Annotated in this window: 22 protein-coding genes; 8 read left to right on the top strand and 14 right to left on the bottom strand. The window is 66.1% G+C overall.

Annotated elements, in window-relative coordinates; genetic code table 11:
- Nucleotides 1–113 precede the first annotated feature (113 nt).
- From BTO32_RS01510 to BTO32_RS01500, 3 genes are all read right to left on the bottom strand, one after another.
- Nucleotides 114–1157 (bottom strand): methyltransferase, encoded by a 1044-nt coding sequence (locus tag BTO32_RS01510; protein ID WP_076722672.1) that lies wholly within the window; start codon nucleotides 1155–1157, stop codon nucleotides 114–116.
- 63 nt (nucleotides 1158–1220) lie between these two features.
- Nucleotides 1221–1901 carry a carbonate dehydratase gene (gene can / locus BTO32_RS01505; protein ID WP_076722671.1) on the bottom strand — a complete coding sequence of 227 codons (681 nt, stop codon included), beginning with the start codon at nucleotides 1899–1901 and terminating at the stop codon, nucleotides 1221–1223.
- Between the two features lie 66 nt (nucleotides 1902–1967).
- Nucleotides 1968–6839: an NAD-glutamate dehydrogenase gene (locus tag BTO32_RS01500; RefSeq protein WP_076722670.1), complete on the bottom strand. Its 4872-nt coding sequence runs from the start codon at nucleotides 6837–6839 to the stop codon at nucleotides 1968–1970.
- 164 nt (nucleotides 6840–7003) lie between these two features.
- On the opposite strand from BTO32_RS01500, the gene BTO32_RS01495 reads away from it, so the two are divergent.
- Genes BTO32_RS01495 through BTO32_RS01470 form a run of 6 tightly spaced genes read left to right on the top strand, consistent with a single transcriptional unit; the run spans nucleotide 7004 to nucleotide 13961 of the window.
- Complete coding sequence (locus BTO32_RS01495) at nucleotides 7004–7966, top strand: AAA family ATPase (protein ID WP_076722669.1); 963 nt, start codon at nucleotides 7004–7006, stop codon at nucleotides 7964–7966.
- 33 nt (nucleotides 7967–7999) lie between these two features.
- Complete coding sequence (locus BTO32_RS01490) at nucleotides 8000–8941, top strand: DUF58 domain-containing protein (RefSeq protein WP_076722976.1); 942 nt, start codon at nucleotides 8000–8002, stop codon at nucleotides 8939–8941.
- Nucleotides 8938–9408, top strand: a complete 471-nt coding sequence (locus BTO32_RS01485; RefSeq protein ID WP_076722668.1) for a DUF4381 domain-containing protein — start codon at nucleotides 8938–8940, stop codon at nucleotides 9406–9408. Before BTO32_RS01490 ends, BTO32_RS01485 begins: the two co-directional genes overlap by 4 nt.
- Complete coding sequence (locus BTO32_RS01480; protein ID WP_084206738.1) at nucleotides 9402–10430, top strand: vWA domain-containing protein; 1029 nt, start codon at nucleotides 9402–9404, stop codon at nucleotides 10428–10430. Before BTO32_RS01485 ends, BTO32_RS01480 begins: the two co-directional genes overlap by 7 nt.
- Nucleotides 10423–12228 carry a VWA domain-containing protein gene (locus BTO32_RS01475; protein WP_076722667.1) on the top strand — a complete coding sequence of 602 codons (1806 nt, stop codon included), beginning with the start codon at nucleotides 10423–10425 and terminating at the stop codon, nucleotides 12226–12228. The genes BTO32_RS01480 and BTO32_RS01475 overlap by 8 nt, the downstream gene beginning before the upstream one ends.
- Nucleotides 12222–13961, top strand: coding sequence for a BatD family protein (locus BTO32_RS01470; RefSeq protein ID WP_076722666.1), 1740 nt, complete (start codon nucleotides 12222–12224; stop codon nucleotides 13959–13961). Before BTO32_RS01475 ends, BTO32_RS01470 begins: the two co-directional genes overlap by 7 nt.
- A 20-nt stretch (nucleotides 13962–13981) precedes the next feature.
- Here the strand turns inward: BTO32_RS01470 and ccmI are convergent, their stop codons facing one another.
- The 9 genes from ccmI to ccmA are packed head-to-tail and all read right to left on the bottom strand — an operon-like array spanning nucleotide 13982 to nucleotide 21186.
- The gene (gene ccmI / locus BTO32_RS01465; RefSeq protein WP_076722665.1) at nucleotides 13982–15244 is read right to left on the bottom strand and encodes a c-type cytochrome biogenesis protein CcmI; all 1263 of its coding nucleotides are present in this window, start codon (nucleotides 15242–15244) and stop codon (nucleotides 13982–13984) included.
- A 39-nt stretch (nucleotides 15245–15283) separates the two neighbouring features.
- On the bottom strand, nucleotides 15284–15781 hold the full coding sequence (locus BTO32_RS01460; RefSeq protein WP_076722664.1) for a cytochrome c-type biogenesis protein: 498 nt from the start codon (nucleotides 15779–15781) through the stop codon (nucleotides 15284–15286).
- Nucleotides 15781–16317 carry a DsbE family thiol:disulfide interchange protein gene (locus BTO32_RS01455; RefSeq protein ID WP_076722663.1) on the bottom strand — a complete coding sequence of 179 codons (537 nt, stop codon included), beginning with the start codon at nucleotides 16315–16317 and terminating at the stop codon, nucleotides 15781–15783. The genes BTO32_RS01460 and BTO32_RS01455 overlap by 1 nt, the downstream gene beginning before the upstream one ends.
- Entirely contained in the window at nucleotides 16314–18305 is a 1992-nt protein-coding gene (locus tag BTO32_RS01450; RefSeq protein ID WP_076722662.1) for a heme lyase CcmF/NrfE family subunit, read from the bottom strand. The genes BTO32_RS01455 and BTO32_RS01450 overlap by 4 nt, the downstream gene beginning before the upstream one ends.
- Before the next feature lie 27 nt (nucleotides 18306–18332).
- Nucleotides 18333–18806: a cytochrome c maturation protein CcmE gene (gene ccmE / locus BTO32_RS01445; protein WP_076722661.1), complete on the bottom strand. Its 474-nt coding sequence runs from the start codon at nucleotides 18804–18806 to the stop codon at nucleotides 18333–18335.
- A 14-nt stretch (nucleotides 18807–18820) separates the two neighbouring features.
- On the bottom strand, nucleotides 18821–19054 hold the full coding sequence (gene ccmD, locus BTO32_RS01440; RefSeq protein WP_076722660.1) for a heme exporter protein CcmD: 234 nt from the start codon (nucleotides 19052–19054) through the stop codon (nucleotides 18821–18823).
- A gap of 3 nt (nucleotides 19055–19057) precedes the next feature.
- Nucleotides 19058–19801, bottom strand: a complete 744-nt coding sequence (locus tag BTO32_RS01435; protein WP_076722659.1) for a heme ABC transporter permease — start codon at nucleotides 19799–19801, stop codon at nucleotides 19058–19060.
- Nucleotides 19802–19838: 37 nt separating this feature from the next.
- Nucleotides 19839–20501: a heme exporter protein CcmB gene (ccmB, locus tag BTO32_RS01430; protein WP_245820250.1), complete on the bottom strand. Its 663-nt coding sequence runs from the start codon at nucleotides 20499–20501 to the stop codon at nucleotides 19839–19841.
- 46 nt (nucleotides 20502–20547) lie between these two features.
- A complete protein-coding gene (ccmA, locus tag BTO32_RS01425) occupies nucleotides 20548–21186 on the bottom strand; it encodes a cytochrome c biogenesis heme-transporting ATPase CcmA (protein WP_076722657.1) in 639 nt (212 codons plus the stop codon).
- Nucleotides 21187–21320: 134 nt separating this feature from the next.
- Here ccmA and fliK point away from each other — a divergent pair, with 134 nt between their 5' ends.
- Together fliK and BTO32_RS01415 are read left to right on the top strand one after the other, a co-directional pair.
- Complete coding sequence (fliK, locus tag BTO32_RS01420; RefSeq protein WP_084206737.1) at nucleotides 21321–22655, top strand: flagellar hook-length control protein FliK; 1335 nt, start codon at nucleotides 21321–21323, stop codon at nucleotides 22653–22655.
- Nucleotides 22652–22969, top strand: coding sequence for an EscU/YscU/HrcU family type III secretion system export apparatus switch protein (locus BTO32_RS01415; RefSeq protein ID WP_076722656.1), 318 nt, complete (start codon nucleotides 22652–22654; stop codon nucleotides 22967–22969). The genes fliK and BTO32_RS01415 overlap by 4 nt, the downstream gene beginning before the upstream one ends.
- Here BTO32_RS01415 and BTO32_RS01410 read toward each other — a convergent pair.
- Both BTO32_RS01410 and BTO32_RS01405 read right to left on the bottom strand, forming a co-directional pair.
- Complete coding sequence (locus tag BTO32_RS01410) at nucleotides 22955–24064, bottom strand: ATP-binding protein (protein WP_076722655.1); 1110 nt, start codon at nucleotides 24062–24064, stop codon at nucleotides 22955–22957. The two genes, BTO32_RS01415 and BTO32_RS01410, sit on opposite strands and share 15 nt — an antisense overlap.
- Complete coding sequence (locus tag BTO32_RS01405; protein WP_076722654.1) at nucleotides 24061–26325, bottom strand: ATPase, T2SS/T4P/T4SS family; 2265 nt, start codon at nucleotides 26323–26325, stop codon at nucleotides 24061–24063. The genes BTO32_RS01410 and BTO32_RS01405 overlap by 4 nt, the downstream gene beginning before the upstream one ends.
- Between the last annotated feature and the right edge of the window lie 25 nt (nucleotides 26326–26350).

Raw genomic sequence — 26350 nt, 5'->3', positions numbered from 1 at the left:
TCGAGATTCCATCTGGAAACTGACGATTTTTAGGCTGATTACTCTAGAAATTCACCCTAGAGTATGGGGTGTTCACGCCCATTACCCCTTGCCCCGTACCCCAGGGGCTTTTTTTATGTCCGGACAGCCCGGTAAACCGTAAACCGGCGGTCCCCGGCCAGCCGCTCCACCGGCCCTACATGGCGGGCCATCAGGGTCTCATAGGGCAGGAAACTGTTGGCCACCAGCCGCAGTTCGCCGCCCGGTTGCAGGTGCTCGGACACCTGGGCCAGGAAACGTTCGGTCATGGAGGTATCGGTTTTCACACCAGAATGGAAGGGGGGGTTGCTGACCACGGCCGGCCAGCGCCCCGACACCCCGGACAGGCCGTCGGACGCCAGGATGGTGCCCTGACCGCCGTTGCGGGCGTAGGTTTCCCGGGCACAGCGAACCGCCTGGGCCTGGACATCGACGCCATCCACCGGAACCTCCCGGCCCTCGGCCCGGGCCGAGGCCTGCAACCAGGCACCGATCACCCCGGCACCACAGGCGAAGTCCAGCACCCGGGGCGCCACCAGGGGCCGCTCGGCAAACGAGTCCAGCAGCAGCGCCGTGCCGTCATCCAGTTCACCCAGGCTGAACACCCCCGGCAATCCGGCGATGTTCAGCGACACGCCCCGGTACGCCAGCGGCGTCCAGCTCAGCCAGTCGGCCAGGTCAAAGGCCGCAAGGGGCACGGCCACCTGCGCACTCCATACCTGGCAGTGGCGGGCACTGTCGACCTTGACCGCAGACGGTGCCCGGGCCCGGAAGTGTTTGACGGCACCGGCGATGCCCTCTTTCTTCTCCCCCACCAGCAGGACCTCGGCGCCGGCCCTGGCCAGCCAGAAGGCCAGGGCCAGGCGCAGCTCCAGCTCAGCACGGGCCTTGGGCAAAAACACCACCAGGCTGTCGTAACGGGCTGCCTGCAAGGTCGGGTCGTCGTAGCCAAAGGCAGCGCGCCAGCCGGCGGCGCCGGAAAGGCTCCGATGGACGCCGGCGTGCTCGGTCATGGCCAGCCCGGTGACCGCCAGCCTGGACAGCAGGGCCGGATCCTGGACACCCAGCAACGCCACCTGGCCACGCAGGCGACCGACGTGGCGCAACAACACCTCGTGGGAATTGGGAAGTACGGACATGGCAGAAAAAACCGACGGGTCAAACGGATGGAACGAGCCGGCGCTCAGGCACCGGCTCCGGGGTCAAACAACTTTCTGGCGTCCGGAGCGCACCGGCCGCAATACGAGCTCGTCCACGGCGTTGCGCCGGATCTGCTCCTTTTCTTCCTTGCTGGAAATCGACAGGCCCATGTCCCGGAGCAGGCCGTCCGCGACATCGTACACGAAACCATGCACGGTCAGCGGCTGGCCACGGCGCCAAGCCTCCTGGACGATGTTGTTCTGGCAGACATGGCTGACCTGCTCGATCACATTCAGCTCGCACAGCCGGTCCACCCGGTCCTGCTCGTTGGGAATGGCGTCCAGCACGTCCTGGTAACGGTCACGGACATCCTGAACGTGGCGCAACCAGTGGCTGATCAAGCCAAACCCCTGGTTCTGCAACGCCGCCCGGACACCGCCGCAGCCATAATGCCCCACCACCATAACGTGCTTGACCTTGAGCACCTCAATGGCGAACTGGAGGACCGACAGACAGTTGAAGTCCGTGTGCACCACCACGTTCGCCACGTTGCGGTGGACGAACAACTCACCGGGCAGCAGGTCGACTATCTGGTTGGCCGGAACCCGGCTGTCAGCACAGCCGATCCAGAGGTACTCCGGCGCCTGCTGGTTGGACAGGCGGTCGAAGAACTTGGGGTCGACCGACTTGATGCCGTTGGCCCAGGCCCGGTTCTTGTCCAGAAGGTGGTCCAGCTGCCCCATGAATTTTCTCTCCCGTAGTAGACTCGAGCCACGCATTGAACGTGAACCCGGGCCGCAACGCAATACCTAGCTGGTCTCGGGCGCACTCTGGTGCTGGGTGCTCTGGGCCAGGTCCAGCAGCTCCCGCAGCGCCACCGAGAACATGGCATACTCCGGCTCGCGCGCGCCCTTGAGTTCCGCCAGCATGGCGTTCCAGCGGTTGATCATGGCCTCGTGGCCCTGCAACCAGTTTTCCACGCACCGGGGCACGTCCTCCGGCGATTCCGCCAGCCGCAACACGCCGGTGGTCAGAGCCCGCTGCTGCCAGTCCAGGTCCTCCCGGAAACTCTCCCGAGCCAATGCCTGCCAGTGGGACCCAGGCTGCAGCTGGGCAATGGCGTCGGCGAACCAGCTCAGATCCAGGCGGTCACCCAGCTCGAAGTACAGGTTGGCCACTGTCTTGAGCGGCATGCCGGTGGCTTCCCGGGCCTCGATGATACCCAGCGAGGAGTACAGGTAATTGGTTCCGGCCAGCACCGACGCCAGTTCGTTCGGCAGGCCGGCGTCCACCAGCTCCTGATGCCGGGCTTCCCAGGTTTGCCGCGCCTGGTCGCCCAGATAGTCGGGCAGGCCGGCGGTGATGGCCCAGACGCTGTCGGCAAAGCGTTCCATGTGCCCCTGAATGTTCAGCTCGGCGCGGCGGTTGCGCAGCAACCAGCGCACGGTCCGGCGCATCAGGCGCATCAGGTCCTGCATCAGCTCCATCTGCAGCTTGGCCGACACGTGGAAGTCCAGGGCTTCGATCCGGTCCCACCAGTTGTCGATCCGGAATACGTCCCGGGCGATGATCCAGGCCAGGGCGATGGACGCTGCGTCGGCGCCGGTGGACTGGCTCATGCGTTCGACGAAGGTGATCCCCATGTGATTCACCATGTCGTTGGCGATCTGGGTCGCGATGATCTCGCGGCGCAGCTGGTGCTCGCCCAGCTCCTTACTGAACTTCTGGGTCAGGGCCCGCGGGAACACCTTGTACATCTCACCGGCCAGCAGCGGCTCGTCCGGCAACTTACTGTCGATGAGGGTCTGCTTCAGATCCGCCTTGACGTAGGAGATCAGTACCGACAGTTCCGGCCGGGTCAGGCCCTTGTTCGCCAGCTTGCGCTCGGACAGGGTCTCGTCATCCGGCAGGAATTCCAGGGCCCGGTTCAGCTTGCCCTGGCTTTCGAGGGTATTCATCAGGCGCCGGTATTCCTCCAGGCGCGAGGCGGTATCCTCACTGGCGATGCTGATCGCCTGGGTCTGGCGATAGTTGTTTTTCAGCACCAGTGCCGCCACGTCGTCGGTCATTTCCTCCAGCATCAGGTTGCGCTGCTTGGCGGTCAGATCCCCCAGCGCCACGGCCCGGTTGAGCAGGATCTTCATGTTGACTTCATGGTCGGAGCAGTCCACACCACCGGAGTTGTCGATGAAGTCGGTGTTCAGCCGCCCCCCCTTGAGGGCATACTCGATGCGGCCCAGCTGGGTGAGCCCCAGGTTGCCGCCCTCGGCCACCACCTTGCAGCGCAATTCCCGGCCATTGATGCGCAGGCCGTCGTTAGCCTTGTCGCCAACGTCACCGTGGGACTCGGTGCTGGCCTTGACGTAGGTTCCAATCCCCCCCACCCAGAGCAGGTCGACCCGGGCTCGGAGGATATGGCTGATCAGCATGTTCGGTGGTACGCGATCGGCCTTGATGTCCAGCAGCTTCTTCATCTCGGGGCTGACCGGGATGGACTTGGCGCTGCGGCTGAACACCCCGCCCCCCTTGGAAATCAGTTTCGGGTTGTAGTCCGTCCACGCGGATCGCGGCAGCTCGAACAGCCGCTTACGCTCCCGGTAGCTCACCTCGGGATCCGGATCCGGATCGACGAAGATGTGCATGTGATTGAAGGCGGCCACCAGCTTGGTCTTCTCGGAACAGAGCATGCCGTTACCGAACACGTCGCCGCTCATATCGCCAATGCCGATGGCGGTGAATTCATCCACCGCCGGATTGATACCCATCTCCCGGAAGTGGCGCTCCACGGACACCCAGGCGCCCCGGGCGGTGATGCCCATCTTCTTGTGGTCGTAACCGTTGCTGCCCCCGGAGGCGAAGGCATCGCCCATCCAGAAACCGTATTCCTCGGCGATGCCGTTGGCGATGTCGGAGAAGGTGGCCGTGCCCTTGTCCGCCGCAACCACCAGGTAGTGATCATCTTCGTCGTAGCGCACCACCCACTGGGGCGGCTGGATACCGGCATCCACCAGGTTATCGGTCACGTCCAGCAGGCCCCGGATGAAGGTTTTGTAGGCCTCGATGCCCTCGGCCTGGAAGGCCTCGCGGTCGGACGGGTCGGGCAGCTGCTTGGCCACAAAGCCACCCTTGGCGCCCACCGGCACGATCACCGCGTTCTTGACCTGCTGCGCCTTCACCAGCCCCAGGATTTCGGTGCGGTAGTCCTCAAAGCGGTCGGACCAGCGCAGGCCACCCCGGGCCACCTTGCCACCCCGCAGATGCACCCCTTCCACCCGGGGTGAGTAAACGAAAATCTCGAACATCGGCAGCGGCAGCGGCATGTCTGGAATCCGGGAAGGATCGAACTTGACGCTGATGTAAGGCTTGGGCTGGCCCTCGGCGTCCAGCTGGTAGTAGTTGGTGCGCAGGGTCGCCTGCATCAGCTCCATGTACAGGCGCAGAACCCGGTCCTCGCTGAGGTTGTCCACCTCGTCCAGGCCGGCGTTGAACTCCAGCAGCAGCTTCTGCTGGGCCGCCTCGCTCTTGGCGTGACTCTGGTGCCGGTCCGGATTGAACCGGGTGTCGAAGAAGTCCAGCAGCAGCCGGGTCAGGTGCACATGGTTGACCAAGGTGTTGGAAATAAAGGTCTGGCTGTTGGAGAAACGGATCTGGCGCATATAGCGCGCATAAGCCCGGAGCAACGCAATTTCCCGCCAGCTCATGTAGGAGGAGAGCAGCAGGCGGTTGAAGGCGTCGTTCTCCGCCTCGCCGTACCAGACCTTGCGGAACAGGTCCTCGAAGATCGGCCGGATGCGGTGGATGTCCACCACGTCACCAGAATGGGCCTGCAGGGTGAAATCGTGTATCCACACGGACTTGCCATGGCGATCCAGCACCTCGAACGGGTGCTCGCCCAGTACCCGGAAGCCGAGGTTGTCGAAAATCGGCATGACGTCGGACAGCGGCAGCGGCTCGTCCGGATAGAACAGCTTGAAGTGCAAGGTGCTCTCGTCTTCTTCCAACGCCCGGTAGAAGCTCATCGCCAGGTCGTCGTTGTCAGCGGCCGAGGCGATGTGATCCAGGTCGATCGCTGCCCGGCGCGGTGAGAACATGTCGGTATAGCTGGCGGGGAAACCGCCCGCCCACAGCCGGTAGAACTCATTGCCCCGTTCCTCGCCATAGCACTCGCTGAGCGCGTCGTAGAGGCCGTCGCGCCAGGACTGCGCCAGCTCGATGACCTTCTCGCGAATCTCGGCGATCGGCAGCTGCCGGTTCTCCACCTGCGGTACCCGGATGGTGAACTGGACCCGGGCCAAGACCGACTCGGAGAAGTGGGTGACGAACTCGATATCCTCGGCCCCCAGATACTCCAGCAGTACCCGTTCCACCTTCAGGCGCAGCTCGGTGTTGTAGATGTCACGGGGGAAGAATGCCAAGCAGGTGACAAACTGACCATACACGTCCTCGCGCATGAACAGCTCGATGCGGCGGCGCTCCTGAATGTAGAGAATGCTCTTGGCTACCCGCAGCAGCTCGTCGGTTTCGATCTGGAACAGCTCGTCCCTGGGGTACAGGGTGAGGATCTGTTCCAGCTCCTTGCCGGCGTAGTCATCGCGCAGGAAACCGGAGCGCTGCATCACCGTCTCGAACTTGCGGCGCAACAACGGGATCTCGTCCGGCCGTTCGTTGTAAACCCGGGCGGTGTACAGGCCCAGGAACCGGCGTTCGCCGATCACCTCGCCCTGGTCATTGAATTTCTTGACCGCAATGTAGTCCGGGTAGGCTGGCCGGTGCACGCGGGAACGCTGCGCCGACTTGGCAAAGATGAAGATATCGTTGCCCCGGGTCATCTCCTGGCGGGTCCGCGGCAGCTCGCTCAGGCGGACCTTTTCCGGCCGCTCGTTATTGACCCTCAGGATACCCAGCTCGGAATTCGGTACCCGGCGCACCACCAAGCCGTCCTTGTCGGGGGCGAAGTCGTATTCGTCATACCCCAGGAAGGTGAAATGATCTTCCACCAGCCACTTCAGGAAGGCCCTGGCCTCGTCCTTATCCTCCTCGCTGATGCCGGCGGTGGTGGTGTCCAGCTCGGCGATGCACTCGTTGACCTTGCCGGTGACCCGGGGAAAGTCGGACACGGCAATCCGAACCTCGTGCAGCACGTTCTGCAGAGCCTGCTCCAGCGCTTTCAGGTCCTCGGGATCACTGTGGCGATCGATCTCCAGCACGATGAAAGCCTCGAACTGGGAACTGGAGCTGCTTTTCTTGGTCGAAAAAAGCCGCTTGAGCTTGCCGTTCGGATCCCGTTCCACCCGCAGGATCGAATGCTGGATGGAGTGGGTGCCGATTTCCCGCTGGTTGATCGCGATCCGCAGGGAATCGATCAGGAACGGCATGTTCGGATGCAGGATGAAGATCACGGTGTGGGTGGACTGCCAGCCGTCACTTTCCAGGTCCGGGTTGAACACGGAAACCGGCGTCTCGTCCGCGGTGCGCTTCTGCAGGAATTGCCAGGCCGCCAGGATGGCGCCATAGGTATCCGAGAATCGTCGACTCACCAACTCTTCGAGGGGAATGTGGGCGTAATGCTGTTTCGCGAACTCACTGATTTTCTTTGCCTCGGTTTTGGCGATTTTTTCGGCAAATGCATCCGCGAGCTGCTGGAAGAACTGTTCCTTGCTGGCCACAGTCAGCGCGTTCATGAACTACCTCTGGTCAGTGTGAAATAAACGTAATCGACGCATCGTCACATAAGCATAGCCAAACGCTTGATTTTTGCCGTTTACATGCGAAAACTGCGGCAACTACTTATGAACAATACGTTTCCCCGACGGGACATCGGATCAACAGGGAGCGGCCACGCCCAATGTCACTACAGCATACGTTCGGTGAGTTAAGGACTCAGTTAGCCAAACGGATTATCGGTCAGGAAACGCTGGTGGATCGGTTGCTGATCGCCCTGCTGGCCGATGGGCACCTGCTGGTGGAAGGCGCCCCCGGGCTGGCCAAGACCACAGCCATCAAGGCCCTGGCCGACCATCGCGAGGGCGACTTTCACCGCATCCAGTTCACGCCTGACCTGTTGCCGTCCGATGTCACCGGCAGCGAGATTTACCGGGCCGAGACCGGACACTTCGAGTTCCAGAAAGGGCCCATTTTTCATAACCTCGTGCTGGCCGATGAAATCAACCGCGCTCCGGCGAAAGTGCAGTCGGCGCTGCTGGAAGCCATGGCGGAACGCCAGGTCAGCGTGGGCATGAAAACCTTCCCGCTGGATCGTTTGTTCATGGTCATGGCGACCCAGAACCCGATTGAACAGGAAGGCACCTACCCTCTGCCCGAGGCCCAGCTCGATCGCTTCCTGATGCATGTGCTGATCGACTACCCCTCGGCCGAAGCGGAGAAGGCCATCCTACACCTGGCCCGTAACGATTACCGTCAGGGACTGCCGAAAGCCGACTTGAGAATTCGCGCAGAGACGGTGTTCCAGGCCCGGGCCGAAGTCGCGGACCTGTACATGGCGGAGCCGGTGGAACAGTACCTCCTGGCTCTGGTTCTGGCGACCCGGGACGCCGCCATCCTGGACCCCGAACTGGCCCGCTGGATCGCCTTCGGCGCCAGTCCCCGCGGCACCATTGCCCTGGACCGTTGCGCCCGGGCCCATGCCTGGCTCGATGGCCGTGACTACGTCAGCCCCGAGGACGTCAGGGCCATGGCCTACGACGTGCTCCGGCACCGGCTCCTGCTGACCTTCGAAGCGGAAGCCGAGGGTATAACGCCGGACGCCCTGATCAGCCGGCTTCTGGACCTTGTGCCCGTCACCGCCTGATTCCCCATGCTCCGGGAGGTTACCACCAGCGAGATGACCGCCAGCCACTCCGCAATCCACGCCCCGCTGCCGGACCTGATCCGGCTGCAGGCGGACGCCCGCGCCCTGCAACTGCCCACCGCCCGCTCCGCCCGCAGCCGCCAGGCCGGATTGCGAAAATCCCCCCAGAAAGGCCGGGGCATGGTGTTCTCCGAGGTCCGGCAATACCAGCCGGGGGATGACATCCGCAGCATCGACTGGCGAGTAACCGCCCGCCGCCAGGCCCCCCACACCAAACTCTACGATGAGGAACGGGAGCGTCCGGTGCTGCTGCTCTGCGACCTGGGACCGACCCTGTTTTTCGCCAGCACCGGAGCCTACAAACAGGTCCGCTGTGCCCAGGCCGCCGCCATCCTGGCTTGGCTGGCATTCTGGGCCGGAGATCAGGTCGGCGGCATCGTATTCAATGGCCAACGGTTGTCGGTACTGCGCCCGGCCCGGCGCAAGAACGCCGTACTGCGTCTGCTTGACGCCCTGGCCGACCGGCAGTACACCCCCGACGACCCACCCGACCCCGACACACCCGCGGACACAGCCGGCTTGAATCAGGCCCTGATCGAAGCCCGCCGGGTGGCCCATACCGGCAACCGCATCGTTATCCTCAGCGACTTCCTCGGCCTGACCGAAGACACCCCGCGCCTGCTGGGCTCGTTGGCCCGCCACAACCCGGTCACGGCGCTGAGGATTCAAGATCCGCTGGAGCGGCGGTTGCCGGAGCGGGGGCGCTACGCGGTGGCCACCGCGACAGGGCCACTCTGGTTTGACGCCGGCAATCCAAGCTTCCAGCGGGCCTGGCAGGCCAAGGTGGAGGCCCACGAAGCCCGGCTGGCCAGTTGCTTCCGCACCTCCGGCGTGGCCCATGCCAACCTGGCCACCGGCGACGAGCCCGCCGGTGCCCTGCGCCCGCTGCTTGGACCGGGAGGACGGATCGGATGACACCGGACGATCCCCTGAGCCAACTGAAGGACATCCACCTGCCGGCCAGCGGGGGTTTCTGGCCACCGGCGCCGGGCTGGTGGCTGTTGGCGGCCATGACCCTGGCCCTGCTGGCCGCCCTGGTGCTCTGGTGGCGCCGACGCCGTCGCCGCAACCGTTGGCGCCGCGACGCCGAACGGCTGCTGGCACAGCTGCAGGACCGGGCCGAGGCCTCCCCGGCCTGGTTCGCCGAGCTGAACGCCCTGCTCAAACGGGTGGCCCGGACCTGTCACCCGGAACAGCACCCCGAGTCCTTGAGCGGCGAGGCCTGGATCGATTTCCTACTGGCCACCGCCCCCCGCGACCGCATCGCCGCCCGGCCAGTGGTGGCAGGACTGGTGCGGGCCACCTGGCGCCCCAGCACCGATACCGACCCGGCCCAAGCCCTCGACTTCGCCCGCCTGTGGCTGGGAGGTCAGCGGTGCTGACGTTCGCCTACCCCTGGCTGCTGGTGCTGGCGCTGCTGCCACCGGTACTGCAGCGACTGCGTCCCGCCCGGCCGCCGGTGCCAGCGCCCCACCTCCCGACCGGTCACTGGCTGTCCGGTCTGCCCGGCGTGTCCCCCCGGGGCTCCGCCAGCCCACGCTGGCAGCAGGGGCTGCTGTACCTGCTCTGGCTGTTACTGGTGCTGGCCCTGGCCCGGCCCCAGCACGTGGGCGAGGAAGTGCAGTTGCCGGTCACCGGCCGCGACCTGATGCTGGTGGTGGACATTTCTCCCTCCATGGATGAACGGGACATGATCATCCAGGGCCGTGCCATCAACCGCCTGCAGGCGGTCAAGTACGTCCTGAACGACTTCATCTCCCGGCGCCAGGGCGATCGCCTGGGGCTGATCCTGTTTGGCACCGAACCCTACGTCCAGGCACCGCTGACGTTCGACCTGGAAACGGTCCGGACCCTGCTTCAGGAAGCCGGCCTCGGCATGGCCGGACGCGCCACCGCCATCGGCGACGCCGTCGGCCTGGCAGTGAAGCGCTTGCGGGAGCGGCCCCAGGGCCAGCGGGTGGCCATCCTCCTCACCGACGGCGCCAACACCGCTGGCGAGATCCGTCCGGACAAAGCCATCGAAATCGCCAAGGCCGCCGGCGTCCGGCTCTATACCATCGGCATCGGCGCCGAAAGCATGCTCCAGCGTGGTCTGCTCGGTTCCCGCCGGGTCAACCCGTCCCGGGATCTCGACGAAGCCCTGCTCACGCGCATGGCAGAAAGCACCGGCGGCCAGTATTTCCGCGCCCGCAGCCTGCCGGAGCTGGAACAGATCTATGACAGCATCGACCAGCTGGAGACCATCGAACTGGAGGGCAAGTACTTCCGGCCGGTCACCGAGCTGTTCCACTGGCCGGCGGGTCTGGCGGCCCTGGCCGGCGCGCTCGGGCTGCTGCTGCGCCGCCTCGAACTCCGGCGCATGCCAAGCGCCGGCCACCGGCAGGAGGAGGCCCGCGATGACTGATCTCCACTTCCTGCGCCCGGCCTGGCTGTTGTTGCTGTTCCTGCTCCCGCTGCTGCTGTGGGCCCTGCGGCACGGCGGCATCGGCGACAGCGGCTGGTCCCGCTGGATTCCCCAGCACCTGCTCACCCCCCTGGTACGGAGCCGGGACGACCCGGCCAGCCGGCACCCGGTCGCCCGGCGGGTGCTTCCGGCCATCGCCTGGATCAGCCTCAGTCTGGCCCTGGCCGGCCCCGCCTGGCGCGAGGCCCCCACGCCCCTGAAACACCCGGGCGACAGCCTGGTGATCGTGCTCGACCTGTCCCTGTCGATGCTGGCGACAGACGTGGAACCGGACCGTCTGACCCAGGCCAAGCGCAAAATCCGGGACATCCTGGATGCCCGGGCGGGCAGCCTCAACGCCTTGGTGGTCTACGCCGCCGACAGCCACGTGGTGACCCCACTGACCGACGACGCCCGCACCATCGAAGCTATGCTCGCCGTGCTCGACCCGGTGATCATGCCGGCCCAGGGCAACCGGGCCGACCTCGCGGTGGCTCAGGCCAGGGCCCTGCTCGCCCAGGGAGCCCCGGGGCCGGGCCGAATTCTGCTCATCAGCGACGGGGTCAACGAGCGGTACCGCGCCGCCATTCACGACCAGCTGCAGGACGGGCGCTACCCCCTGGACACCCTGGTGGTCGGGACCGAACAGGGCGGCCCCATTCCCCTCGCCAAGCGGGGCTTCATCCGGGACAACGGCAACATCGTCATGACCCGGGCCGATGCCCCCGGGCTGGCCAGGCTGGCCCGCGACAACGGCGGCCACAGCCATGCCCTCACCCTGGACGATGGCGACATCCAGGCCCTGGCCCTGCGCGCCGCCGACGGCAACAACTGGCAAGACGCCAACGATCTGACGGTGGCGCGTTGGCAGGACGACGGCTACTGGCTGCTGTGGCTGGCCGCGCCCCTGCTGTTGCTGGGGTGGCGCCGGGGCATGCTCGCCGGCGCCCTGATGCTGATGCTTCCCCTGGCGCCCCAGCCGGCCCAGGCCGCCAGCTGGGACAGCCTCTGGCTTCGGGACGACCAGCGTGCGCCGGCGCTGATCGAGCAGGACCCAGCACAGGCCGCCCGGGAACTGACGCAGCCGGAATGGAAAGCCACCGCGCTGTACCGGGCCGGCCGCTACGATCAGGCGGCACAGCTGTTCGGTACCCTTCAGGGGCCGGATGCCGACTACAACCGGGGCAATGCCCTGGCCCAGGCCGGCCGGCTCGAGGACGCCATCAAGGCCTACGACTCGGCGCTGGCGCAGGACCCCGAAATGGAGGACGCCCGGTACAACCGGGCGCTGGTGGAACAGTTGCTGCGCCAACGCCGCCAGCCGTCGCAGCAGGGCCAAGGCCAGGGGCAAACGCCGAACCCGGGCGATGATCGAGAACACGGCCAGTCCTCGCCCGACCGTCAGGGGCAGGACAGCCAATCGGACCGCAACGCCGGCCCCACTCCGGGCCATACGCCCCCCAACGGCGCCCCAGAGCCGTCCCGTGACAACGCCGGGCAGGCCCCCCAGCCCTCCCAGGAAACGGCAGAGCCCCCGCCGCCCCCCGAACCGGACACCGGCCATGAGCAGCAACCCGGCGAGGGCCGGGAGGACGGAGCCGAGGCACCGGACGAGCTGTCGACCGTACCTCTGAGTCAGGCGCAGGAACAGTGGCTGCGCCGGATTCCGGACAACCCGGGCGGTCTGCTGCGCCGCAAATTTCTGCAACAGTATCAGGAACGTCAGACACCTCCGGACGAAGGCGATACACCATGGTAAAACGGACCGTCACCCTCCTGGCCCTCCTGTGGCTGGTGCTGGCCTCTGCCGTCCAGGCCGACGAACTGCGCGTCGAGCCGGACCGGACCCGGCTGTACGAAGGGGAAGTGCTGACCCTCACCGTCAAGGGCCGCATGAAAATCGACATCAACCTGGGCAATCTGTTCGATTTCAACCTTTCGGACTTGCCCTCCCCCGACATTGAAAAGGTCGAACCGGACTTCGAGATCCTCGCCCGCAACCAGCGTTACAGCATCCAGACCATCAACGGCGACATGGTGGGGGAAATCACCTGGACCTACCAGCTGGCCCCCACCCGCACCGGCACCCTGACCATTCCGCCCCTGACCTTCAAGGGCACCACGTCCAAGGCCATCGATATCGAGGTGGTGCCGGGGGCGCCGGCAGACCAGGGCGCCCGGCCGAGGGACAGTTTCATTGAACTGTCGGCGGACAAAGCCGAGGTGTACGTCCAGGAACAGCTGGTGCTCACCGTCAAACTGTTCTTCACGGGAAACCTGATTCGCGGTGAGCTCTCGGAGCCGGAGCACCCCGATGCGGTGGTCGAGGCGCTGGGCAAGCAGCGGGAATACACCCGGTACCGGGACGGCATTCGCTATCGGGTGGTGGAACGGCGCTATGCCGTGTTCCCGCAGAAGCCCGGCGAACTGGAGCTGCCCCCCATTCGCTTCGAGGGCCAGGCACGCACGCCCGAAGGGGCCTTGCGTTTCCTCCGGGACAGCGAGGAGTTTTTCCCCATACCGGTCAAGCCGGTGCCGGACAGCTTTTCCGGTGACACCTGGCTGCCGGCCCGCAACCTGACCCTGGAGGAAAGCGGGCTGCCGGCCACTCCCCAGGTGCATGCCGGGGACAACCTGACCCGCACCCTGGTGCTTCGGGCCGACGGACTGCCGGCGGAAACCCTGCCGCCGTTGCCGGACCAGGTACCCCCGGGCCTGCGTGCCTACCCCGACCAGCCAGAGCGGGACACCGAGGTCGGCCAGGATGGGTTGCAGGGCCGCCTGCGCCAGACCATCGCTCTGGTGCCCGTCCAGGCCGGCGACATGACCCTGCCGGAAATCCGGATTCCCTGGTGGGACACCGACACCGACAGCGAGAAAGTGGCGGTGCTGGATGCACGCACGCTGTCGGTGATCGGCTCCGCCAGCAGCCCGGAGCCGGCCCCCGCCACGCCCCAGGCCAGCCCCCCGAAACCGGAGCCCGCCGCCGAACCGGCGACCGGCCCGGCGGTCACCGATGCACCTGGAGCCGACCGCAATCCCTGGTTCTGGGTTAGCCTGATCCTGGCCGCCGGCTGGGGCCTGAGTGTCGCTGGATGGTGGTGGCAGCGGGGACGGGGAGCGCCGGCCGAAAGCCGGGGTGAGCGGGATGCCGACGGTTCCGAACGGGCCCGGTACGATCAACTCATTCTGGCCGCGAGGGCGGCCTCGCCGGACACGCCGCGACTGTTGCTGCGCTGGATGCGCGCACGCTATCCGGGCCAGCGTTTCCGGACCGTTGACGATGTCGCGGCCTTCCTCGGCGACCACAGCTTGGCCGCGGAACTGGCGCGCCTGGAACAGGCCCGCTTCGGAGCCCAACCTGACGGCCACGCCTACGACCACCGGGCGCTGCTGGCCGCCCTGGAACGGGCACGGCGCCAGCGACCGGCACCGACCAACGGCAACGACACCGCCCTGCCCCCGCTCTACCCGGACAATCTGTCGCCGTGAGCGGGTGCCGGGCGTCCGTATCAGTTGGTCAGCTGACGGTCGATCACCAGGGACACCGGGTCGCCGTCGTCACTGACGGCCACCGGCGCCGCCAGCTGGCCCTGCCAGTCGCCGGCACTGGCGGTGACCTCGCCGGAACGGCTCAGGCGCGCGGTGACCATCACCTGACGGACTTTGGAGATGGCCAGCTGCGGCGACATTGCCATGCGGTCGTCCAGACGCACCGTGGCCGGCAGGTCACCTGCGCTCAGGCGGGCCACCGCCAGGGGGGGACCGGACGGATTGCCGGCTTCACGCGCGAACACGAACAGGGTGGTGTCCGGCGGTATCTGGCCGGCGAGGCCGTCGGCGAGGGACAGTTGTACCGTAACCCCGGGACCGGCGGCGGGTTCCGCAGGGGGCGTCTCGCCCAGGCGTCGATAGGCTTCCTCGATGCCCCCGCGGATTGACGCGATCTGCGGATGGTCGGGTGCCACCTCCACGATCCGCTGCCAGTACCGGATCGCCTCCCGGTAGTCCTCTCGGCCGAAGGCGTGGATCCCCAGCAAACCCAACGAGTTCACCTCGTCCGGGTTCAGGGCGCGCGCCTGTTCGATGGTACGGGTCACGTCCTCGGTCATGTCGCCACGGCTGTCGAAGAACAGCGCCTGGGCCGCCAGCCCCAGGGCCACGGCCCGGGCGTTGTCGTCTCCCGCCACGCTGTCGGCCAGCTGCCGGAAAGCCCAGGCCGCGTCGGTGTACCGCTCAAGGCGCATGTAACTCTGCCCCAGCATCGCCCAACCCTCGGGATTGTCCGGACTGGCTTCGAGCTTGGCCCTCAGTTCCTCCACCAGCTCCGCCATGCGTGCCTCCCGGGCGGCGCCGGAGCGTTGCATTTCCTGCATGGTCAGGAACTGCTCGACCCGATCCATGGCCCCCCACTTCTGATACAGCAGGAAAACGCCCGCGGGCAGCAGCAGAATGGACACCAGGGCCACCGCCATGGCACTGCGGCGACCGGGAGCCCGAGGAGGCCGCGCCGCCGGCTCGTCGGTCTCGGCGACGTCGTCCAGCAGGGCGCCGGCGAGCTCCTCCTTCAGCAGCTGATAGTTCTCCTCGTCCAGAATGCCGGCGTCACGTTCCTGCTCCAGCTCCTTCATCCGGGTACGGTAGGCCAGCAGATTCTGGTTCCGCAGGTCGGCCCGGGCCCGGGCCTCCGGGCGATGGAACAGGACGGGGTAGAGAATGAACGCAAGGGCCAGGAGAATCAGGCCGGTGGCGGCTATCCAGAAGGTGTTAGTCATGGAAACGGTGTCGCAGGCTTGAACATGGATGAAATGGAATCAGTCTTCACGCGGTGCCGGTCCGCCGCTGTCGGCACCGGCCAGGATCCGCTCGGCACGGGCCCGTTCCTCCGGGCTCAACGGCGGTTCCGAACGATCCCGGCGCCGTGAGCGGATGACCACGCCGGCGACCACCAACAGGCCGCCAAACACCGCGATCGCGGGGGTGAACCACAGCAGGAAGGTACGGCTGTCCAGCTTCGGCTTGTAGCGGACAAACTCACCGAAACGGGCGACCAGGGCATCGACGATCTCCTCGTCGGAAGCACCCGCCTTCATCATCCGGTACACTTCATCCCGCATGTCCTGCGAGATCGGCGCATGGGAGTCGGCGATGTTCTGGTTCTGGCACTTGGGACAACGCAGTTCCGCCAGCAGATTCTGGAACCGGACCTCCTGGGCCCGGCTGTCGAAGTCGTAGACATCGGCCACGTCCGCCCAGGCCGGAACCGCACCAACCAGCAGTACGAGCAGCAGCAGTCTCAGTTTCCGCACCATCAGCCGTTCCCCCGGGCCTGTTCAACCACCGGCCGCAGGATGTCCTGCCAGACCTTTTCGTTGATCTCGCCGACATGGCGGTAGCGAACGATGCCGTTGGCGTCGATGACGAAGGTTTCCGGCGCGCCGTACACGCCCAGATCAAACCCCAGGGTGCCTTTCGGGTCATACAGGCTCACCTGGTAGGGATCCCCCAGCCGACGCAGCCAGTCCAGGGCGTCCACCCGCTGATCCTTGTAGTTCATGCCGATGATGCGTACACCGTGCTCGCGGGCCAGGCGCATCAGGTCGGGGTGTTCATCCCGGCAGGACGGGCACCAGGTGCCCCAGACATTGAGCAAGGACACCTGCCCCAGAAACAGGCTGCGGTCCCACTGACGCCCGGGATCGTGCAGGTCCTCCAGCTTGAACTCCGGTACCGGCTTGCCGATCAGGGCCGACTCCAGGCGGGTCGGATCACGACCAATGCCGGCGAACAGCACCACGCCAAGGATGGCGGCCACCAGCAGCGGCAGGAACAGCAGCAGGCGCTTCATGACAACACCTCCGCACCGCCCTTGGGCGCATCCGCCACCGGCCGGGGCTCCCGGGCGGTCTCGCGAATCCGGTAGCGGCGATCGGCGATGGCCAGGAAGCCGCCGATGGCCATCACCAGGGCGCCAAGCCACAACCAGCGCACCAGCGGCTTGTACTGGAGACGGATCGCCCAGGCGTCCTCGGACAGGCGTTCGCCGATCGCCACGAAGAGGTCCCGGAACAGACCGGCGTCGATGTCTGCCTCGGTCATCACGCTCATGCCGACCCGGTACTGACGTTTCTCCGGGTGCAGCTCGGCGATTTTGTCACCGTCCAGCAGCACATCGAAACCGGCATACTGGGCGGTGAAATTCGGGCCTTGGCGCTCGCCGATGTCGGTGAATACGAACTGGTAGTCCCCGACGCTGGCGACATCCCCCGGCATCATGCGCACGTCACGCTCGATACCATAGTTGGACACCACAGTGGCGCCGGCGATGGTCATCGCCAGGCCCAGGTGCCCCAGCACCATGCCCCAGTAACTGCGGGACAGGCGCCGCAAGCCCGCCACCCGACCCTGCCGGGACGCGGACTTGAGCCACAGGTCCCAGCCGGTGGCCACCGCCACCCAGGACGCGGTGAACACACCGGCAAAGGCCCAGGGCCGGAAGCCACCGTAACCGACCATGACCGCGGCACTCACCACGACGCTGATGGCCAGGGGCCAGAGCAGCGTGCGCCCGAGCCAGCCGCCGTCGGTCTTTTTCCAGCGGGAGAAGATGCCGGCCCCCAGCAGCAGACCGGTCGCCACCGCCAGCGGGCTGAAGGTCAGGTTGAAGAAGGGTTCGCCGATGGACAGTTTGCCCAGTTCCAGATAGTCCAGGACCAGCGGGTACAGGGTGCCAATCGCCACCAGCAGCGTCGCCGCCACCAGCAAAATGTTGTTGAGCAGGAGGAAGACCTCCCGCGACAGGGCGCCATACCGGGAACGAACATGCACCACCGGAGCCCGGAAGGCATACAGGGCAAGGCTCGCAAACACCGTCACCGCCAGCAGCATCAGCAGGAACGTTCCCCGCTCCGGATCGGAGGCGAACGCGTGCACCGACGTCAGCACACCGGAGCGAACCAGGAATGTTCCCAGCAGGCTCAGGGCAAAGGTGACAATGGCCAGCAGCACCGTCCAGCTCTTGAACACGCCGCGTTTTTCCGTCACCGCCAGCGAGTGCATCAGCGCGGTGCCAGACAGCCAGGGCATCAGGGACGCGTTTTCCACCGGGTCCCAGAACCACCAGCCGCCCCAGCCCAGCTCGTAGTAGGCCCACCAGCTCCCCAGGGCAATGCCAACGGACAGGAAGGCCCAGGCCACGGTGGTCCAGGGCCGGGACCAGCGCGCCCAGGCGGCATCCAGGCGACCGTTGATCAGTGCCGCGATGGCAAAGGCGAAGGCCACGGAAAAGCCGACATAGCCCATGTACAGCATCGGCGGATGCATGATCAGACCCACGTCCTGCAGCAGCGGGTTGAGATCGGCGCCATCGACCGGCACGTTCGGCAGCAGGCGGTCAAAGGGGTTGGAGGTGACGATGATGAACAGCAGAAAGCCCACCGCCACCATGCCCAGAACCGACAGCACCTGGGAGATCATCACCGACGGCAGGCGCCGGCTGAAAATGGCCACCGCCAGGGTCCAGGTCGACAGCATCAGAATCCACAGCAACAGCGACCCCTCGTGTCCGCCCCAGACGGCGCTGAACTTGAAGTACCAGGGCAACAGGCTGTTGCTGTTGTTGGCGACGTAGGCTACCGAGAAGTCATCGGTCAGGAAAGCATGGGTCAGCAGCGCGAACGCCAAGCCGATGAACACGAACAGGCCCGAGGCCAGGGGCCGGGCAAATGCCTGCAGGTTATCCCGCCCGGTCAGCGAACCGACCAGGGGTACGACGGAAAGGAGCACTGCCAGCAACAGCGCGATGATCAGTGCGATCTGTCCGAGTTCCGGAAACATCAGTATCCCCTGTCAAGGCTACGGAATTTATTGGGTGACGACGGGCGACGCCATGCCGCCGGCCTTGTGCTGCCCGCCGGAGGATTTCTCCAGCGCCTCCGCCACTTCCGGCGGCATGTAGTTCTCGTCGTGCTTGGCCAGCACCTGGTCCGCGACGAAGCGGCCTTCCGGCGTCAGCCGTCCCATGGCGACCACCCCCTGCCCTTCCGCGAACAGGTCCGGCAGGATGCCGGTGTACTCTACCGGCACCGACCGGTTGAAGTCGGTAATCCGGAATTCCACCTTGAGGCTGTTCGGGTCACGGATGACCGAGCCCTCCTCGACCATGCCACCGGCCCGGATGCGGGCATCCAGGGGCGCCTCGCCCGAAGCGATCTGGGTCGGGTCGTAAAACAGGTTGATGTTCTGGCGCAGCGCGTAGGTGATCAGGCCCACCGCCAGGCTGATGCCGACGAGCAGAACCAGAACGATGGTCAGCCGTTTCTTACGGATCGGATGCATGGGTTACCTGCTGTTCAATCTTGGGGTACGTCAACTCGGGTAAAGGTGGCCGCCGTCCGCGCGTTGTCCCGCGCGGCCCGGTCCCGCTGCGCCAGGGCGCGGCGATACTCGTCCAGAAGCGCCCGGCGCCGGCGCAGCGACTGGAGCATCAGCGCCACCAGACACAGGAAGAAGACGGCGTAACAGGTCCACACATAGGGACCGTGGCCTTCCATGGCAATGAATGCAGACAGTGACTCGAATGCCATGAATTAGTTCCTCCCCGCCATCACCAATTCACGAACCCAGCGGGTCCGGGACTCCCGGATCAGGATCTCGGACTGCATGCGGATGCAGGCCAGCCAGCCGAAGATCAGGTACAGACCCAGAACCGAAAGCAGCAGCGGCACCCACATCTCCGGCGGCATCGACGGCTTTTCCGTCAGCTTGAAGGTGGCGGGCTGGTGCAGGGTATTCCACCATTCCACCGAGTACTTGATGATCGGGATGTTCACCACACCGACCAGAACCAGCACCGCAGTCGCCCGGGCCGCCGATTTTTCGTCGCTGATGGCGCGGCCGAGGGCGATGACGCCGCCGTACAGGAACAGCAGGATCAGCATGGAGGTCAGACGCGCGTCCCAGACCCACCAGGTGCCCCAGGTGGGCTTGCCCCAGACTGCGCCGGTGAACAGGGCCAGAAAGGTCAGCCAGAGCCCCACCGGCGCCACCGCCTTCACGAACACATCCGCCAGCTTCATGCGCCAGACCAGGGTGACCACCGCGGCGACAGCCATCATGATGTACGCGGACTGGGCCAGAAACGCCGCCGGCACGTGAATGTAGATGATGCGATAGCTGTTACCCTGAAGGTAATCCTTGGGCGCGAATGCCAGCCCCCACACCACGCCCGACAACAGCAGCAGCGCGCCGGCGGCCAGCAGCCAAGGCATCAGGCGGGTCGCGATGCCGTAAAACCATTTCGGCGACCCCAGCTTGTGAAAAAATTGCCACATCGATTGGTACCCGTTCGTTCGAACTCTGTTTCTCTCGCTAGCTGTTTGACAGGCTGATCCGCAACGCCGAGGCCGCCGCGAACGGTGCCAGCGTCAGCGCCAGCACCAGGAACGCCGCCATCAATGCCAGGTGGCCACCGACCGGCGCCCCTTCCGCAGCCGCGGCCACCGTCCCGGTGCCGAAGATCAGAACCGGAATGTACAGCGGGATGATCAGCAGCGACAGCAACACCCCGGCGGACCGCAGTCCCAGGGTCAGGGCCGCACCGATGGCGCCGATCAGACTCAGTGCCGGCGTGCCGATCAGCAGCGTTAGACACAAAACCGCAATGGAGTTCCCCGGCTGGTGCACCATCACCCCCAGCACCGGTGCCAGCAGCACCAGCGGCAGTCCGGTAAGCATCCAGTGCGCCAGCGTCTTGGCCAGCACCAGCAGGAACAGAGGCTGCGGCTGGAGCACCAGCTGTTCCAGGGTGCCGTCGTCATAGTCGTGCCGGAACAGGTGGTCCAGAGACAAAAGCACCGACAGCAGGGCCGCCACCCACAGGATACCGGCTCCGGCCTCCCGTAGGAATGACACTTCCGGGCTCACCCCGAGCGGGAACAGCGTCACGACCATCACGAAAAACAGCAGGGGATTGACCAAATCCTGCCGCTGCCGGAACGCCACCCGCAGATCCCTCAGGAAAACGGCCTTCATGGCGGCCAGCAGGCCCACGTCCGAGCTGGCCAGTCGCCGGCGGTGCTCAGTCATCACCCGCCTCCTCCTGCCCCAGCGGAATCCGGTGCATGCCCGGCAGCCGCAGATCATGGTGCGTGGTCACCACCACCGCCCCGCCCTCGGCTGCCCGCTGCAGCAGCAGCGCCTCGAGCGCGTCGACCCCGTGCACGTCGATGGCGGTGAATACCTCGTCCAGCAGCCACAGCGGTTCGTCGGCGATCAGCAACCGTGCCAGGGCCACACGACGCTGCTGGCCCGCCGACAGATTGCGGCAGGGAACATCCTGAAAAGCCGCCAGACCGGTACCCTCCAGCGCCTGACGCAGTACCCGGTCCGGCAACGGCCGGCGACCGGCGGTCAGGGCGCGCAGGTTTTCCAGCGGCGTCAGCAGCGGTTTGATGCCGGGGCGGTGCCCCAGATACAAGGTGTTCCTTAGGAAGCTTTCCCGTTGCCGGTCCCGAGGCTCGCCACACCAGTAGAGCTCGCCGCTCCAAGCATCGTTCAGCCCCGCCAGGATACGCAGCAGCGTGGTCTTGCCCGAGCCGTTGGGCCCCTCGACACGCGTCACCGTACCGGGCAGTATGGAAAACGAAAGATCGCGGAACAGAACCCGCCTGTCGCGTTCACACTGCAAATGGACGGCCTGTAGTAACGGCTCAGACATCAGGGCCCCGAATCCAGGCGGTGCGCGTCGCGCGGCACCGGGTGTATTCATGACGAAAACGGCGGAAGTCGCCGGCGGCGCGTATTATAACGAAAGCATTTCCGGATTACTCTTGCTTGGGGTCAATTTGGGCCATGACAACGACGAAGCCTCCCGGCAACACCGGCGTGCCTCCGCTGCCCGGTGTCACCTCCCGTCCGGCGGAAGCCCGTCGCACGGCCGAGGTCGACGGCGCCCGGATTCTGGACCAGCTGCGGATCGGCCATCGCGAGACGGTCCTGGCACGCGTGGCCGAGGTGTCGCGCCAGGGCCAGGCGCCGGCGGAACTGCGGCTGGATATCCGTGGTCAAACGCTGCGGGTGCAGGCCGCCGTCGGCCAGACCGAACTGACCCCGGGTGACTGGATCCGGGTACTGCGCAGCGGCAACGAGCTGCAGCTGCTGGGCAAACTGGCGGACACGGCCGGCCCCACCCTGGCCCGGGCTCTGATCCAGCGGTTGCCATGGCAGCACAATCTGGGCGAGGGCCTGGCCCTGCTGGCCCGGTCTCTGAGCCAGGGACTCAAGGCCCAGGCCGTCCCCGGCCAGCTGCCCTCGGCCCAGTCCATGCAGCCCCTACCCGAAGCAGCCCGGACTGCGCTGGCGCAGGTGTTGGCCGCCCTGCCCCGGGCCGGCGAGGTGCACCCCGGCGCCGGGCGGAACGATGACGTCGTGGCCCAGATCCGGCAATGGCTGCAGGACAGCGGACTGTTCGCCGAATCCCGCCTGCTCCGCTCCGGAACACCGCCCCCCACAGACCTGAAACTGGCCCTGGCCCAGGTGGCGACCGCCCTGCTGACCGAACAGGGCCAGCCGCCGGACACGTTCAACCGCCTCACCCCGATGACCAGTCCGGAGCTGTTGCAGGCGCCCCTGAGCTTTCCCCAGAACGCCGCCCTGTCGTCCGCCCGCCCCGACACCGAGCCCCTGACGGTCGGCCAGGCCCTGCGCCTGCTGGCCGGCATGCTCAACCGCATCACCAGCAACCAGCTGCACAGCCAGGTACTGGCGACCCGTGCCGGCGCAGAAACCGGCGGCGGCCCCGCCCTGACCCTGCTGCTGGAGCTGCCATGGCTGAATGCCCAGCAGGAACCCAGGGTGGCGCAGCTGAGGCTGGAATATGAGGGTGAACAGGGGGAAAGGCGGCGCCGGCAGCGGGTCAGTGCCGGTGAGTGGCGGGTTACCCTGGCGATGGAGCTGGATCGGGCCGGTGCCCTGCAGTTCGAGGTGGCCCTGCGTACCGGTTCGGTGAGTGCACGGGTGTGGGCGGAAAAGCCCTCAACCCTGCGTCAGGTCAACCGGGAGCTCCCCCTGCTGAGGCGCAGCCTGGCCGACCTGGGTCTGGAGGTGGCTGAACTCGAGACCCGACAGGGTCGCCCGCGTCATCCGGAAACCCGTATTGAACACAGATTGGTGGATACCCGCGCATGAACGACGGTCCGAACCGCACCCGGCCAGCCGCCGCGGTGGCCCTGAAATACGATGGCAAACGTGCCCCGACCATTGCCGCCTCCGGGACCCGGGAACTGGCGGAGGAGATCATCCGCCTGGCCCGGGCACACCATGTGCCCCTGTACGAGAACGCGGAGCTGGCCGGGGTACTGGCGCAATTGGCCCTGAACGAGGAAGTGCCGGAAACCCTGTACCGGGTCATCGCCGAGATTCTGGCGTTCGCCTTTCACATCCAGGGCCGTACCCCCGACGATGTCCGCGCCCCCAACCCGGGCGCCTCAGACAATCAGTGACCGCAACGCCCAGACCTGCCGCCAGTGTTCCCCGGTACGCTGGGCCACTGCGGTCTCGAAATAATGGCGCAGGCGCCGGCGATCCTCCGGCTGGTCCTTGAGGGCCGAGCCGATCACATGATGCATCAGGTGCTCCACGGTCATGGCGCCGCCACCGTAGTACCAGGCATTCAGGCTGGCGGCATGGGCGACCGCCACCGCTTCGGCCGTCGACAGCGCCGAACCGGCGAGGCGATCGGTGCTGCGGCCGTCCAATGTCTGGCCATTACGCAGCTCGTGAAACAGGGTCACCAGTACCTCAATCACCGCCGGATCCGGCGCCACGGTCACCCCGGCCGCCGCATTGGCTCGCCGCACTTCCCTCAGCACTACGTCGATTTCATCGTCAACCTGGCGGATCGGCCGGATCTCCTCGAAATCCATGCGCCGCTTGAGCGCCGCACTCATGGCGTGCACCCCCTCGTCGATACTGTTGGACGTGGCGATGACGTTGAAGCCGTGGCGGGCCAGGATCACCCCCTCGTCCCCGGCCAGCTCCGGTATCACCACCACCCGATCCGACAGCACCGATAACAGCGCGTCCTGCAATGCCTGGGGGCAGCGAGCGATTTCCTCGAACCGCACCAGCCGGCCTTCCATCATGCCGCGCAGCAACGGGCTGGGCATCAGTGCTTCGCGACAGGGGCCCTGGCGCTTGAGAATGGCCTCGTTCCAGCCGTACAGCAACTGGTCCACGCTACCGACCGCGCCGCCCTGAAGCGTCAGCGTGGAGACACCGGAAATCGCGGCGGCCAGCAGTTCCGACAACCAGGACTTGGCGGTGCCGGGTTCCCCCACCAGCAGACAGCCCCGGCTGGTGCACAGGGAAATGATGATCCGGACCACCATGGCCCGGTCGGCCACGAACTTGCGCTCGATGCCCAGGGCGTCGTCACCCATGACGAAGGTTTCCACCGCCCGGGGGGACAGCCGCCATCCCGGCGGCACCGGCCCCATGTCCAGATCGGCCAGCGCCGCCAACTCGTGGGCATAGGCCACCTCGGCCGGTGCCCGCTGGACCCCGGCCACCGACATCTTTGCTTGTTTCGGGCTCATTCGGACCTCCTGCGTCCACCACGGACTTCCGGCGCCATGCGCTCCCTCGGCAGGATACGGGGCAGTTCGGACAGGGGAATCACCCCTTCAATGACGTGGTCCAGCGCGCTGTCGCGCATGGTCACCAGGCCCGCGTCCAGGGCGCGCCAGCGCAACTCCCCGATCGGCGGCTGGCTGGAAATGGCGTTGCGGATGTCGGAGTTCACCTCCATGTACTCCACGATCGCCACCCGGCCCTGGGTGCCACGGCCGTTGCAATGCTCGCACCCCTGCCCCTCGTAGCAGCGAAAATTGGCGGGCGCGCCGTCCGGAAACAGCTCGGCGAGGATACCCGGCTCCGGTTCCGCCGGCTGCCGGCAGTGCAGGCAGATGCGCTTGGCCAGGCGCTGGGCGATCACCGCCAGCAGCTCGCCGGCGATGGAGTTGGGGTGAACCCCCAGGTCATACAACCGCTGGAGGGAATCCACGGCATCGTTGCAGTGCAGGGTCGACAACACCACATGGCCGGTCTGGGAGGCCCGGATTGCCTCCAGCGCGGTTTCCTGGTCCCGGATCTCACCCACCAGGATGACATCCGGATCTTCGCGGACGAAGGCCCGCATGGCATCAGCGAACCCAAACCCGATGTCTGCCCGGACCCGAGTCTGCTGAATGTTGTCGATGGAGTACTCGATGGGGTCTTCGACGGTGATGACCTTGCGACGGCCGTCGTCCGCCAGGGTCTGCAGGCCGGCATAGAGCGTGGTGGACTTGCCGGAGCCGGTAGGGCCCACCACCAGAACCAAACCCGCGGGGTTGTCCAGCAGCCGCTGGTAACGGGCGCCAATGGCCTTCGACATGCCCAGCTCGGCGATGGTCATGGCCCGGCCGGTCTGGGGCAGCAGGCGGATCACCACGTGTTCGCCGTGCAGCGAGGGCTGAGTCTGTATCCGCAGGTCGTAGAGCGCGTCCCCCAGTTTCAGTTGGGATCGGCCGCCTTGGGGCAGGCGATGCTCGGCGATGTTCAGTTCCGCCCGCAGTTTGATGACGTTGATCACCCCCCGCAGCTCACGGGGCGTCAACTGGTAGCGGGACAGGTCGTGCAGTTCGCCATCAACCCGCAGCCGAACCCGGACCCGCTCACCGTACTGCTCGATATGAATATCACTGGCTTTCTCGCTGACCGCATCCAGCAGAATGGCCTCGTACACGGACACCAGATACGGCGCCACCTGCCGGGAATCGGATTTGTCGCCCAGACTCGCCTGGGCGGCCGGCGCGGTCACCGGGTCCGCGTGGTCCTCGACAAACTGCTTGCCCTGAGCGGTCAGGTCCAGCGCCGACCAAATGCGCCGAAAATCCGTCGGCGTCACCAGCACGCACTCAATGGTGGAATTGGGTGTCAGCCGCTCCAGCTGGTCGGTGCGGGCATCGGGGTCGTCGGTAATCACGGTGATCCGCCCGTTTACCTCGGTGATCGGAATCAGCCGGGACAAGTCCAGGAAGGTTCTCGAAAAACGCCGGAACAGACCCGGCTGCAGGCCGGTCAGGACCTCGTCCGCCTCCCGGAACACCATGCCGCGCTGCCTGGCCAGGTCCTGGTACAACCCGACCTCCTCCAGGTTGAGCCGCTTCCGGACCACGTCCAGCACCCGGGCATTGGTCTGGGCGGCTTCCGCCCGGGCCGCCGACAGCAGAGTGTCGTCCACCAGCCCCAGGTCGATCAGGATCTGCTCGGCGTTGCGGTTGAAATCCACCCACCCCAGAGTCTGGCTGCGCGCCAGCGTCCCGCCGCGGTTCTCGAACATGGCCAGGCTGGGAACCGGCCCGGCACGGCCTTCCAGGCACACCAGCCGGCCCCGGTCCCGCAGGGCCGGCAACAGCCCCTTAAGGTTCTTCAGGAAGGTGGTACACAACACCAGGTCGCCCTCGAGGGCCGGCAACCCGGCCTCCGCATCCACCGTCATGACCTCGATGTTGTGCATGCCCAGTCGGGCAAAGCGGGCCTTCGCCGCCTCGGCCACCACGGGGTTGCGCTCAACATACACCACGGTATGCGCCAGCTCGGCCAGCACGGCGGTTAGATAGCCCGAACCACCGCCGACATGAACCAGGCGTTGGTCGGGTTCGATTTCCGGCATCAGGGACAGCAGATGCCGGACGGTTTCCTCGCGGGGGATGGAGTGGCCGGTGATGGAGGGGGCAAGATCGGAGCCGGCGACGAATTCATGGCGGGAGACAGCACGGAGGGCCGCCTGGGCCCTCGGGTATACTCTTTTCATCCAGCACTTCCGTTAGAACGACAGG

The sequence above is a fragment of the Marinobacter lutaoensis genome, from assembly GCF_001981305.1.
Taxonomy (GTDB): Bacteria; Pseudomonadota; Gammaproteobacteria; order Pseudomonadales; family Oleiphilaceae; genus Marinobacter; species Marinobacter lutaoensis.
The sequence above is the reverse complement of the archived record's forward strand: the minus strand, read 5'-3'. Positions and strand labels throughout refer to the sequence as shown.